At 58.9% G+C, this 12,753-nt stretch carries 9 protein-coding genes, 4 tRNA genes and 2 pseudogenes; 4 read left to right on the top strand and 11 right to left on the bottom strand.

Features of this window, described 5'->3' with window-relative positions; genetic code table 11:
- Window positions 1-3: 3 nt before the first annotated feature.
- Together L9059_RS24425 and L9059_RS24420 are read right to left on the bottom strand one after the other, a co-directional pair.
- Window positions 4-1,209: a benzoate/H(+) symporter BenE family transporter gene (locus tag L9059_RS24425; RefSeq protein ID WP_247293403.1), complete on the bottom strand. Its 1,206-nt coding sequence runs from the start codon at window positions 1,207-1,209 to the stop codon at window positions 4-6.
- On the bottom strand, window positions 1,206-2,570 hold the full coding sequence (locus tag L9059_RS24420) for an aromatic acid/H+ symport family MFS transporter (protein ID WP_247293402.1): 1,365 nt from the start codon (window positions 2,568-2,570) through the stop codon (window positions 1,206-1,208). Before L9059_RS24420 ends, L9059_RS24425 begins: the two co-directional genes overlap by 4 nt.
- 232 nt (window positions 2,571-2,802) lie before the next feature.
- On the opposite strand from L9059_RS24420, the gene L9059_RS24415 reads away from it, so the two are divergent.
- The 3 genes from L9059_RS24415 (at window position 2,803) to L9059_RS24405 (ending at window position 5,056) form a co-directional block, all read left to right on the top strand.
- Window positions 2,803-3,429: a DUF1780 domain-containing protein gene (locus L9059_RS24415; RefSeq protein WP_247293401.1), complete on the top strand. Its 627-nt coding sequence runs from the start codon at window positions 2,803-2,805 to the stop codon at window positions 3,427-3,429.
- 94 nt (window positions 3,430-3,523) lie between these two features.
- On the top strand, window positions 3,524-3,697 hold the full coding sequence (locus L9059_RS24410; RefSeq protein WP_128605912.1) for a DUF3094 domain-containing protein: 174 nt from the start codon (window positions 3,524-3,526) through the stop codon (window positions 3,695-3,697).
- Between the two features lie 60 nt (window positions 3,698-3,757).
- A complete protein-coding gene (locus L9059_RS24405; RefSeq protein WP_247293400.1) occupies window positions 3,758-5,056 on the top strand; it encodes an NAD(P)/FAD-dependent oxidoreductase in 1,299 nt (432 codons plus the stop codon).
- A 437-nt stretch (window positions 5,057-5,493) separates the two neighbouring features.
- Here L9059_RS24405 and L9059_RS24400 read toward each other — a convergent pair.
- From L9059_RS24400 to rluD, 7 genes are all read right to left on the bottom strand, one after another.
- Window positions 5,494-5,570: transfer RNA gene (locus tag L9059_RS24400), tRNA-Pro, on the bottom strand.
- 97 nt (window positions 5,571-5,667) lie between these two features.
- Window positions 5,668-5,743: transfer RNA gene (locus tag L9059_RS24395), tRNA-Lys, on the bottom strand.
- Between the two features lie 5 nt (window positions 5,744-5,748).
- A tRNA-Pro gene (locus L9059_RS24390) sits at window positions 5,749-5,825 on the bottom strand.
- A gap of 9 nt (window positions 5,826-5,834) precedes the next feature.
- Window positions 5,835-5,910 (bottom strand) — tRNA-Asn (locus L9059_RS24385).
- A 300-nt stretch (window positions 5,911-6,210) separates the two neighbouring features.
- Window positions 6,211-8,775, bottom strand: coding sequence for an ATP-dependent chaperone ClpB (clpB, locus tag L9059_RS24380; protein ID WP_247293399.1), 2,565 nt, complete (start codon window positions 8,773-8,775; stop codon window positions 6,211-6,213).
- 129 nt (window positions 8,776-8,904) lie between these two features.
- Complete coding sequence (gene pgeF, locus L9059_RS24375; RefSeq protein WP_247293398.1) at window positions 8,905-9,630, bottom strand: peptidoglycan editing factor PgeF; 726 nt, start codon at window positions 9,628-9,630, stop codon at window positions 8,905-8,907.
- Window positions 9,627-10,589 (bottom strand): 23S rRNA pseudouridine(1911/1915/1917) synthase RluD, encoded by a 963-nt coding sequence (gene rluD, locus L9059_RS24370; protein WP_007942311.1) that lies wholly within the window; start codon window positions 10,587-10,589, stop codon window positions 9,627-9,629. Before rluD ends, pgeF begins: the two co-directional genes overlap by 4 nt.
- 151 nt (window positions 10,590-10,740) lie before the next feature.
- On the opposite strand from rluD, the gene L9059_RS24365 reads away from it, so the two are divergent.
- Window positions 10,741-11,763 (top strand): outer membrane protein assembly factor BamD, encoded by a 1,023-nt coding sequence (locus L9059_RS24365; RefSeq protein WP_247293397.1) that lies wholly within the window; start codon window positions 10,741-10,743, stop codon window positions 11,761-11,763.
- Between the two features lie 40 nt (window positions 11,764-11,803).
- On the opposite strand, the pseudogene L9059_RS24360 reads toward L9059_RS24365, so the two are convergent.
- Both L9059_RS24360 and L9059_RS24355 read right to left on the bottom strand, forming a co-directional pair.
- Window positions 11,804-12,230, bottom strand: a pseudogene (locus L9059_RS24360) (transposase); the annotation flags it as partial.
- A gap of 61 nt (window positions 12,231-12,291) precedes the next feature.
- Window positions 12,292-12,753 (bottom strand): annotated as a pseudogene (locus tag L9059_RS24355) (type IV secretion protein Rhs); the annotation flags it as partial.

Below are 12,753 nucleotides of genomic sequence, written 5' to 3'. Positions count from 1 at the left end.
TTTTTATTGATCGACAGTTGGGAGTACTTCGGCCGCCGCGCTTTCGCGGCGGGCGTTTAACAAAACGTGGGTGGCCATGCCGAAAATCAGGCCCCAAAATGCCGCAGATAATCCGAACAGCGACATACCCGAAGCGGTGGAGAGAAAGGTGACTAACGCCGCTTCACGATCACCCGGCACTGCCATTGCGCCCGCCAAAGCTCCGGCAATCGCAGCGAACAACGCCAACCCTGCGAGCGCCGCAATCAGTTCTTTGGGAAACGCCGAGAACAACGAAACCAGGGTGGCACCGAAGGTCCCGAGCACCAGGTAACAGAGCCCGCCGACAACTCCGGCCACATAGCGCTTGTGCGGATTCTCATGGGCGTCGCGACCGGTACAGATGGCCGCGGTGATCGCCGCCAGATTCAGCCCGTGACAACCGAACGGTGCCAACAGCGCCGTGCCCAATGCGCTACTGGCGATGATCGGGCCGGCTGGCGTCGGGTACCCACTGGCGCGCAAGACCGCCATGCCGGGCACGAATTGGCCAGTCAAAGCCACCATCACCAGGGGCAAGGCAATGTTCAGGGTCGCGCTCAGAGTAAACTCGGGCGTTATCCACACCGGGGTCGCCAAGCCAATCACCAACGCTTCGCTGCGCAGATCGCCGGCGACAAAGGCTATCGAGCAGCCCACCAGCAGCACCATCAACACCGCATAACGCGGCATCAGCCGCTTGCAGATCAGGTAGGTGAAGAACATCGCTAGCACCAGCAACGGCTTGCCCTGCAACGAGACGAATAGCCCGGTGCCGAAGCTGAACAAAATCCCCGCCAGCATCGCCGCAGCAATGGCCGCAGGCAGTTTGCTGATGATCCGGTCAAACGCCCCCGACACCCCAACCAGAAAAATAATGAGGCTGCTAACCAGATACGCACCCACCGCCTCTGGCATCGAGATACCCGGCAACAGCGCTACCAACAACGCCGAACCCGGCGCCGACCACGCAATGATCACCGGCACGCGGTAACGCAGGCTCAAGCCGATCCCCAGCACGGCACTGCCGATGGAAATCGCCCAGACCCACGAAGACAGCACTTCCCGCGATAGCTGTGCGGTGTCGGCGGCCTGGAAAATAATCACCAGCGGGCCCGCATAAGAAATAACCGTCGCGATAAAACCAGCGACGGCGGCCGACAGGGAGAAGTCCTGCAGCCAGGATTTCATGACACTTCGCCGACGGCCCCTGCGGGCGAATCGTCGCACTTAGACTGTGCTTGTCTGGCACAACGCTGACTGCTGATGGCAAACACAGTCATGGCAATCGCCGCCACCGCACCGGGCAAGGCAAAAGCCATGAAGTTGAGTTGCAGCGGCAGGTTGATACCGAGCAAGGCACCACCCAGCAGCGGACCTACGATTGCGCCGTTGCGTCCGATACCCGAGGCCCAGCCCAGCCCGGTGGAACGAATGGTCATCGAGTAGAACTGCGCAGCACAGGCGTACAACAGAATCTGCGAACCGATGGTGGTTGCACCGGCGATGGCTATCAACAGGTACAACAGGGGCATCGGGCTGTTGAAGCCAAGCAAGGTGATTGATACGGCCGCCATGGCGAAGAACACCGCCAAGACCCGAGGCAGGTTCAATTTATCACCCAGCACGCCGCCACCGACCGCGCCGAAAATCGCCCCGAAGTTGAGCACCAGCAGGAAAGACAGGCTCGATCCCAGGCTGTAGCCGGCGTTGGCCATCAGTTTCGGCAGCCACGAACTCAAGGCGTAGACCATCAGCAGGCAGCAGAAGAATGCCAGCCACAGCATCAGCGTACGCAGTGCTCGTCCCTCGCTAAACAATTGCAACACCGGAGTGCCGGTGCCCTTAACCTCGCTCATGTCGAGTTGATCGCCGGTTTGTGCTACGTACGCCGGATCGACCCGCTGAAGAATGTTGCGTGCTTCTTCATTGCGTCCCTGGCGCAACATGAAACCCACCGACTCGGGCAGGAAGTACATGATCAGCGGCAATAGCAGCAACGGCAGCACCGCGACGTAAAACACCGACTGCCAACCGAAGCTCGGGATCAGCACGATACCCAGCCCCGCCGAAAGCATGCCCCCCACGGAGTAACCGCTGAACATGATCGCCACCAGGGTGCTACGAATTTTCTTTGGCGCGTACTCGTTCATCAGCGCCACAACGTTGGGCATTACCCCGCCGATGCCCAGGCCGGCGATGAAGCGGCACAAGCCGAACTCGGTGGGGTTACGGGCGAACCCGTTGAGCACGGTAAAACCGCTGAAGAGCATCACGCAGATGGTAATGGCTTTCTTGCGGCCGATCCGGTCCGACAGCGGACCGAAAAACAGCGCACCGAACATCATCCCGAACAATGCGTAACTGCCCAGTGCTCCAGCCTGCAAGGGAGTCAGCCCCCACTCTTTCATCAGCATTGGCAGCACCACGCCGTAGATCACCAAATCGTAACCGTCGAAGATGATGATCAGGGCACACCAGAACAGCACCATCCAGTGGAAGCGATTGAATCGTGCGTTGTCGATAACCTCATGTACGTCAATTTTGCGCATGGCGTTTTTCTCTTGTTGTTGTTATTTCAGAACGGCGCAAAAGCGGCTAACGTCCCGTAAAGCCGAGGGTAAAGCCGCCGGACGCGGGGAAATATCCGCTACGCGCAGATCGCTATCCGTTTTGTGCAGCCCCTGGATCGGACGCGAGAGGAGGCTGTTTTGCCGATGACCTTTGCCCTTGTGGGACAAATTGTCTTCTTTGCCTGCGCATTTGAACGCTAAGCTTGGGCCTATGGATGACTCTGATTACTTACGCCTGCTGACCATCGCGGCCGAGCAAGCCAACACATTCCTGTCCAATGCCCGCAAATGGGAGCGCGAGCGTTGGGTGTGCCAGCGCCTGCTGCAAGGGCTAAACATTCCCTACCGAGTGGACGAATTTGCGCCTGCCGGTGAGCCACCTGACGTGCTGTTTCGAGACGCCAGTTTCGAGGTGTTCTTTGTATTGGACGAAGGTCGGCGCCTCAACGACGAGTGGCGCGATGAATTGCAGCGCCGGCGCAGTGCTTTTTCCCTGAGTTCGCTGGTGCGTCGGGAGGCGAAACCCAAGCGCATTCCGGCCAACGAATTCCTGCTCAGGCTCGCGCCAACCTTGCGCAAGAAAGCGCACAATTACAAAGAACGTGGCATGGACCTTGGGGAGCTCGACATCATCGCCTTCGCCAGCCTCAAGCGCGAAGTACTGGACCTCAACAGCCATTTCCCACCCCCAACCGAATACCTGCGCCAGGGCTGGCGCTCGTTATCGCTGGTGGGGCCGACCTTCGCCCGGGTGCTGTTCGCCCATCCGGATGCTCCGGATTTCCTGCGCAGTAACTTGGGTCGCAGCATCGTCTTCGATGTCGGCATCAGCCTGTGAGTCGCCGGCCCGTATGGGCTATGCTCCGTGCAACCTTTATTGAATCAGCCTGTAGCTTTCATACATTCAGCAACGTCTATCTGACGAGGGCTTTATGACCAGCCGCCTGAACCCCGACGACCAAAAGCATGTCGAAGAGTACCTGCAGTTGTCCCAGCATCGAGTCGAGCGCCGGCCATTCCGGCCGTGGATGCTCCTGGTGCTGGTGTTGGCAGTGACCATTGGTTTGGGCCTGTTGAGCCGATTTATCAGTTACCTGACGCTATGAGCCGCGTTGCGCTCGCGAGGGTCACTGCACCGATTTCTTTTAGCCTTGCGAGATATCCCCATGACTCATCGTATTGTCATCGTTGGCGGCGGCGCCGGCGGCCTGGAGTTGGCTACCCGTCTGGGTAAGACTTTGGGCAAGCGCGGCACGGCCAGTGTGATGCTGGTGGATGCGAACCTGACCCACATCTGGAAACCTTTGCTGCATGAAGTGGCAGCCGGCTCCCTGAACTCCTCCGAAGACGAACTCAACTATGTTGCCCAGGCGAAATGGAACCACTTCGAGTTCCAGCTGGGGCGCATGAGCGGGCTCGATCGCGCCCAGCAGAAAATCCAGCTGGCAGCCACTTACGACGAAGCCGGCATCGAACTGGTGCCGGCACGGGAACTGGGTTACGACTCGCTGGTGATCGCGGTCGGCAGCACCACCAACGATTTCGGCACTGAGGGCGCGGCGCAGCATTGCCTGTTCCTTGACACCCGCAAACAGGCCGAGCGGTTTCACCAGCAACTGCTTAATCACTACCTGCGAGCCCATGCCGGGCAGACTGACAAAGTCGAGCAGATCAGCGTGGCCATCGTCGGCGCCGGTGCCACTGGGGTCGAGCTGGCGGCAGAGCTGCACAACGCCGCCCATGAGCTGGCGGCTTACGGCCTTGACCGGATCAAACCGGAAAACATGCACATCACCCTGATCGAAGCCGGGCCACGAGTCTTGCCAGCCCTGCCAGAGCGTATTGGCGGGCCTGTGCATAAGACCCTGGAGAAACTGGGGGTCAACGTCATGACCAATGCGGCCGTGAGCGAAGTAACGGCCGACAGCCTGATCACCGCCGATGGCAAGGTGATCAACGCCAGCCTGAAAGTCTGGGCCGCCGGGATTCGCGCGCCAGGTTTCCTCAAGGACATCGATGGCCTGGAAACCAACCGTATCAATCAACTGCAGGTACTGCCGACGCTGCAGACCACCCGCGACGAAAATATCTTCGCCTTCGGTGACTGCGCCGCCTGCCCGCAACCGGGCACCGATCGCAATGTGCCGCCACGGGCCCAGGCAGCGCATCAGCAGGCGTCCTTGCTGGCCAAGTCACTGAAGCTACGGATCGAAGGCAAGGCCTTGCCGGCGTACAAGTACACCGACTACGGCTCGCTGATCTCGCTGTCGCGGTTTTCGGCTGTGGGTAACTTAATGGGCAACCTGACAGGTAGCGTAATGCTGGAAGGCTGGCTCGCGCGGATGTTCTATGTGTCGCTGTATCGCATGCACCAGATGGCGCTGTATGGCGCGTTTCGTACTGCGATGCTGATGCTGGGCAGCAAGATCGGCCGCGGGACCGAGCCGCGCCTGAAACTGCATTAAATATATGGGGCCCGTCAGGGCCTCATCGCGGGCAAGCCCGCTCCCACGGGTTATTGTGTCGACCTTGGAATCCGGGTTCGACACTCAACTTGTCGGAGCGTGGCTTGCCCGCGATGCAGGCGCCTCGGTATAACCTGCGAAAAGTTCTGCGTCCCATTGTATCCCCCGCCCCGATTTAGCCCCTTCGCTTACAAACTCCCCCTTGCACTCCCAACCTGCTAGATGGCCACACCCGAGTAAGGCATCCCGTCTGCTTCGGTGATCAGACCCTTTATCGAGCGGTTGGGTCGTGCAACGCAGTAAATGTCCCGTACTTCTAGCACCTTTGGCTTGCCCGCCGCGGTTTTGGCCACACTGGAAAAGCGGGATTTTTTTACACATGCCTTTGCAGCAGGCAAAAAAAATCCCCGTATCTTTCGATACGAGGATTTTTAATATGGTCGGGGTAAGGGGATTCGAACTCCTGACATCCTGCTCCCAAAGCAGGCGCGCTACCGGACTGCGCTATACCCCGGTAAAAAAAAGGCGACCTTTCAAAGATCGCCTTCTTCGATCAGCGCTTTTGGCCTCTGATCTTAAGATTCGATTCCAGCGTTAACTGGTTTCAAAAATGGTGGGTCGTGTGGGATTCGAACCTACGACCAATTGGTTAAAAGCCAACTGCTCTACCAACTGAGCTAACGACCCAAAAATGGTCGGGGTAAGGGGATTCGAACTCCTGACATCCTGCTCCCAAAGCAGGCGCGCTACCGGACTGCGCTATACCCCGGTTTGAAATTGGCTCCGTGACCAGGACTCGAACCTGGGACCCAATGATTAACAGTCATTTGCTCTACCGACTGAGCTATCACGGAACTACATATTTCAATTACAACATTTGAAGCTTTTACTGCGTCTCTTCGACCCGTCTGCATCGCTGCGTTCGTGTGTCTGAGGCGCGCTATTCTACAATCTTAAGCACCTCTGTCAACCCCCTAATTTGCATTCAAGTTAATGATTTGCAACTTAATTCAGATTTCTGCTTGGGGAGCAGAAACCCTTCCGGGTGACTTACTGCGGGGCGCACTTTACAAGCCTTTTCCTTTAAGTTCAACAGCCTAACGAAAAAAAGGCCTCGCCATGCGAGGCCTCCCAGGTTTTGCTGCCTTTTTGTATCAGGTAAACACGATTTCGTCGTTCTCTACGACACCCTTGGCGGTGTCCCCAGCCATGAACCGACCCGAGAGGATCAGTTGGGCAAGCGGGTTCTCGATCCAGCGCTGGATCGCACGTTTAAGCGGCCGTGCGCCATACACCGGGTCGTAACCGACGGCGATCAGCTTGTCCATCGCCTCCGGGCTGAGTTCGAGCTTCAACTCCCGCTCGGTCAGACGGCTGCGCAGACGACTCAACTGGATCTCGGTAATACCGGCGATCTGATCACGAGCCAACGGCTCGAAAATCACCACTTCGTCGACCCGGTTGATGAACTCCGGCCGGAAGTGCGTGGAAATCGCATCCATCACCGCCGCGCGCTGAGCCTCACGATCACCCACCAGTTCCTGGATCTGCACCGACCCAAGGTTGGAGGTCATGACAATTACAGTGTTCTTGAAGTCCACCGTGCGCCCATGACTGTCGGTCAGGCGGCCATCTTCCAGCACTTGCAGCAGGATGTTGAACACATCCGGGTGGGCCTTCTCGACCTCATCCAGGAGGATTACCGAATAAGGCTTGCGACGCACCGCCTCGGTCAGGTAACCGCCCTCTTCATAGCCTACGTACCCTGGTGGCGCACCAATCAACCGGGCGACGGAATGTTTTTCCATGAACTCGGACATGTCGATGCGCACCATCGCCTCTTCCGTATCGAAGAGGAACTCGGCCAGCGCCTTGCACAGCTCGGTTTTACCCACGCCGGTCGGGCCGAGAAACATGAACGAGCCGCTCGGACGGTTCGGATCGGACAAGCCGGCCCGCGAACGCCGCACCGCGTTGGAAACGGCAATCACCGCTTCGTCCTGGCCGATCACACGCTGGTGCAACAGGCTTTCCATCTTCATCAGCTTGTCGCGCTCGCCTTCGAGCATTTTCGACACAGGGATGCCGGTCCACTTGGACACCACTTCGGCAATCTCTTCCTCAGTGACCTTGCTGCGCAGCAACTGGTTTTCGCTCTTGCCGTGCTGGTCAACCATTTGCAGGCTGCGCTCCAGGTCCGGGATCACCCCGTACTGCAACTCGGCCATGCGGTTCAGGTCGCCTTTGCGGCGGGCTGCTTCCAGCTCCTGGCGGGACTGCTCGATTTTCTGCTGGATCTGCGCAGAGCCCTGGACTTCGGCTTTCTCGGCGTTCCAGATCTCCTCGAGGTCCGAATACTCTCGCTCGAGACGGGCGATTTCTTCCTGGAGTTTTTCCAGGCGCTTCTTCGCTGCGTCGTCGCTCTCTTTCTTCAGCGCCTGGGATTCCACCTTCAGCTGAATCAGACGGCGTTCCAGACGGTCCAGCACTTCCGGCTTGGAGTCGATCTCCATGCGGATGCGGCTGGCGGCCTCGTCGATCAGGTCGATGGCTTTATCCGGCAACTGCCGATCAGTAATGTAGCGGTGACTGAGCTTGGCCGCCGCGATGATCGCGCCATCAGTGATCGCCACCTTGTGGTGCACTTCATAACGCTCTTTGAGGCCACGCAGGATCGCGATGGTGTCTTCTTCGCTCGGCTCATCCACCAGTACTTTCTGGAAGCGCCGCTCGAGGGCCGCGTCCTTCTCTATATATTGGCGGTACTCATTGAGCGTAGTGGCGCCGACACAGTGCAACTCACCCCGGGCCAGAGCCGGCTTGAGCATGTTGCCGGCATCCATCGAGCCCTCGCCCTTACCGGCGCCGACCATGGTGTGCAGTTCGTCGATGAACAGAATGATCTGCCCTTCCTGCTTCGACAACTCATTCAGCAGGGACTTGAGGCGCTCTTCGAACTCACCCCGATACTTCGCACCGGCAATCAGTGCGCCCATGTCCAGGGACAACAGGCGCTTGCCCTTGAGGCCGTCCGGCACTTCACCATTGATGATGCGCTGGGCCAGACCCTCGGCGATCGCGGTTTTACCCACGCCCGGCTCACCGATCAGTACCGGGTTGTTTTTCGTCCGACGCTGCAGCACCTGAATCGTCCGGCGAATCTCATCGTCACGGCCGATGACCGGGTCGAGTTTGCCCTCTTCGGCACGCTTGGTCAGGTCGACGGTGTATTTATCCAGAGCCTGACGCGACTCTTCGTGGTTGGCGTCATTGACGGCTTCGCCCCCACGCAAGTTGTTGATGGCGTTTTCCAGGGCCTTTTTGCTCACGCCCTGCCCCAGCAACAATTTACCGAGCTTGCTGTTCTCATCCATCGCCGCAAGCAGTACCAGCTCGCTGGAGATGAACTGGTCGCCCTTCTGCTGGGCCAGGCGATCAGCCTGGTTGAGCAGGCGCGCCAGATCCTGCGACATATTGACGTCGCCGGTGGGATTCTGGATTTTCGGCAGCTGATCGAGCTCTTTGGTCAGCTCTTTTCGCAGGCTGTTGACGTCGAAGCCTACCTGCATCAGCAGAGGCTTGATCGATCCACCCTGCTGTTCGAGCATGGCCTGCATGAGGTGCGCAGGCTCAATGCCCGGATGATCAAGGCCGACGGCCAAGGATTGGGCGTCGGACAGGGCTAACTGTAATTTGCTGGTTAAACGGTCTATACGCATAAGTCACCTTCCTTTTGAGCAGGCCGGACCTATAAACATCCTGAATGAAGAAACCTGCCAGATACCCCATTAGATGTGGTCGATTCTGGGAGATTCAAGCGTCGTGAGGTTGACGCAGGTCAGAGAAGTCTAGCGTTGGAGCCAAATAAGGGAGGCAAATCTTCCGGTGCGCGGGCTGCGACGATAGGAAAAGAAACGCGGATCGGTCACGGTACAGAATCCGCCACCGTAAACAGCCGTGACACCGCGAACAGCCAGGCGCAAACGCGCGAGCTGGTAAATGTCGGCCATGAATTTGCCGGCCTTCACGCTGGGCGTGAAGGCCATGGCCGCGCCAGGCAATTGCGCCACGAAGGTTTCGCGTACCTCCGGTCCCACTTCGAAGGCTTGGGGGCCTATCGCCGGGCCAAGCCAGACCAGTACTTCTGCTGCCGGCAACGCCAGCGTATCAAGCGTGGCTTCCAGCACCCCCGCCGCCAACCCGCGCCAACCGGCGTGAGCCGCTGCCACGCGAGTACCCGCACGGTCACAGAACAGCACGGGCAGGCAATCAGCCGTCATCGCCGTGCAGGCGATACCGAGGGTTGCCGTCCAGCTGGCATCGGCCGCGGCCACCACGCAAGGGTCAGCGTGAGACACGGCAATGCCATGCACCTGCTGCAACCAGGCAGGCTTAACGGAAAAATGCTCGGTGACTCGTCGGCGATTCTCCGCAACAGCCAGGGGACTGTCGTCGACATGATCGCCCAGATTGAGGCTGTCGAACGGCGCCAGACTGACGCCGCCCGCACGGGTGGTTACACAGGCTTTCACCCCGGCAGGCGCAGGCCAGTCGGGAATCAGCCAGTCACTCATCCGATGAACGCCTCACGGTCTTGCTTGAGCAGGGTCAGCAACCAGACGAAATCGTCCGGCAACGGCGATTCCCAGCTCATGCGCTTGCCGGTCGTCGGATGATCCAGCTCCAGGAACCGCGCGTGCAGTGCCTGGCGCGGGAACGCCTTGAGCGACTCGACCATGGTCACACTGGCTGCCGGCGGGATACGGAAGCGTCCGCCGTAGGCAGGGTCTCCGACCAACGGGTAGTTGATGTGGGCCATGTGCACACGAATCTGGTGAGTACGCCCGGTTTCCAGCTTGACCCGCACATGCGTGTGGGAGCGGAAGCGCTCGAGCACACGGTAATGGCTGACGGCCTGCTTGCCACCTTCCATCACGGCCATGCGCTGGCGTTGCTGGCCGTGACGACCGATCGGCGCGTTGATCTTGCCGCCAGCGGTGACCACACCAATCACGATGCATTCGTAGATCCGGCTGACGCTGCGGCTCTGCAACTGAGTGACCAGCTGGGTCTGCGCCTGAATGGTCTTGGCCACCACCATCAGACCGGTGGTGTCCTTGTCCAGGCGATGCACGATACCGGCGCGGGGCACATTGATGATGTCCGGCACGTGGTGCAGCAAGGCGTTGAGCAAGGTGCCATCGGCGTGACCGGCAGCCGGATGCACCACCAGGCCCGCAGGCTTGTTGATCACCAGGATGTCGTCATCTTCATAGACGATGTCCAGCTCGATGTCCTGAGCGATCCATTCGCCCTGAGCTTCCTGCTCGGCAGTCAGTTCAAGAATGGCACCACCGTGAACGATGTCTCGCGGGCGGATAACCGCCCCATCCACAGTCAGGCGGCCGTCTTTGATCCAGGCGGAAAGGCGCGAGCGCGAGTGCTCAGCGAATAGTTGTGCGGCGACTTGATCGAGGCGTTGGCCGCCCAATTCGGACGGCACCTCTGCGCGAAGTTCAATTTTATCGGACATGCTCAGACTAGGCGTCGGCACAGCTTTTGGTTTCGGCTGCGCGCTTGTGGTTAAATACGGCGTCTTTTGCCCCGAGGCTATGCAACGGGGCGCTCATCATAACAGGACGGCCCCGCTCAAGACAGCGGCCGTCATAGGGACGCAAGCCGCCATGCAAGTGAAACACCTGCTGCTGATCGCCATCCTCGCATTGACCGCTGCTTGCTCATCGAAGGAAGTCGTAGACGAAAACCTGAGCGAGGCCGAGCTGTACCAGCAGGCTCAGCACGATCTGGACAACAATAGTTACACCGCTGCTACAGCCAAGCTGAAGGCGCTGGAGTCGCGGTATCCGTTCGGTCGCTACGCCGATCAGGCTCAACTCGAGCTCATCTACGCCAACTACAAGAACACCGAGCCTGAGGCTGCGAAATCCGCCGCCGAACGTTTCATTCGCCTGCACCCACAGCATCCGAATGTCGATTACGCCTATTACCTCAAAGGCCTGACGTCTTTCGACCAGGACGTCGGCCTGCTGTCGCGTTTCCTGCCGCTGGACATGACCAAGCGTGACCCGGGCGCTGCCCGCGACTCCTACAACGAGTTCGCGCAGCTGACCAGCCGCTTCCCGAACAGCCGCTATTCGCCTGACGCCAAGCAGCGCATGATCTACTTGCGCAACCTGCTGGCAGCCTACGAAATCCACGTGGCCGACTACTACCTGACCCGTCAGGCCTATGTAGCCGCTGCCAACCGTGGTCGCTACGTGGTGGAAAACTTCCAGGAAACCCCTTCGGTCGGCGACGGCCTGGCGGTGATGGTCGAGTCTTACCAGCGCTTGCACCTGGACGAACTGGCCAACACCAGCCTGGAAACCCTGAAGCTCAACTACCCGAACCACCCAAGCCTGGCAGACGGTCAATTCAAGCCTTCGGTTGACGAAGCGGACAACCGTTCGTGGCTGAGCAAGGCCACTCTGGGCCTGATCGAATCCCGTCCGCCTCTGCCACCGGGTGAAACCCGCGCCAACCAGGACGTGCAGAGGCAGTTCCAGAATGCCAAGGATGCAATCCCGAACGATCTCAAGGCTAGAGATGAAAATGGCGACTTGATCGAGGAAGAAGAACAGGAGTCGGAAGGCAACAATGACGACCGTTCCTGGTTCAGCTACATGACCTTCGGCGTGTTCGACTGATCGTCATGCAGTGCAAAAGGATAAATCCAGGTCCTGTACGAAAATAGTGTCGTAAACACCGGATGGCACAAGCCAATGAGACCATCGCCGCAAAACTTGTTACGGGCCTGTCGAAGCGCGTAACGATGCGGCGGTTTTCTTTCAGCCACCCGAACATAGCTCGATGATATTGCGCTGCCGGCATTTGGGTCGATCAAGCCTTGCTGTTTCAATTGGGTATGAAAACGCTTGGGCATCTGACCGAAAGCGCCGCAATTGCGCCAGTCGCGAAACCGTTGATACACCGTTGACCAAGGGCCGAAACGCTCTGGCATGTCTCGCCAAGCTGCGCCCGAGCAGAGCGCCCAGAGGACCCCGTTGAGCATCAGGCGATCATCGGCTCACGAGCGTTCGTTGCGACGGGTTCCAGTGAATAGTTCGGTAACCAAATCCCAGGCTGCGTCATGGAATTTATACCGCTTTGCCATCGTGGCCTCCTGGCTATAAGGGCGGCGGATTCTACCGGAATCGATATTTCGAGGGATTTCGTACAGAACCTAGTGGTGCATAGCTCCCAGGCTCGTAAACATAAAGGCTGCTCTGCCCCGGAGTCTCCTCACGCAACTTCCGCAAGCCCTGCCACAGAAAATGCTTCTGCGCCGTGACCCCATTAACCCGCGACACCTTGGCCACACGCCGGCCCACTCTCCAGCTTCCCGCCCACCAACGTCTCAGCCCTGACCAGCCGATTCTCACAGTCGTAAGTAAACGTCTGCAGCTTGCTGATACCGCTGCGCTTCTCGATCAGGTTGCCCCACGCGTCATAGGCATATTGCCGATCACGCCACTGCTTGATGCGGTTGTCTTTGACGTGATCAAACTGGCTGGTGTTGAAGTTCAGCCGGTTCGCCGCCGCGTCGTACCTGAACTCCTCACTGTCCACCAGTTTGCCGGTGTCACGGCTGTGCAGTTGGCCGTTGGCTTCGTATTCGTATTTGATCTCGCCGCGCA

This window comes from Pseudomonas violetae (assembly GCF_023072615.1).
In the GTDB taxonomy this organism is placed as follows: domain Bacteria; phylum Pseudomonadota; class Gammaproteobacteria; order Pseudomonadales; family Pseudomonadaceae; genus Aquipseudomonas; species Aquipseudomonas violetae.
The sequence above is the reverse complement of the archived record's forward strand: the minus strand, read 5'-3'. Positions and strand labels throughout refer to the sequence as shown.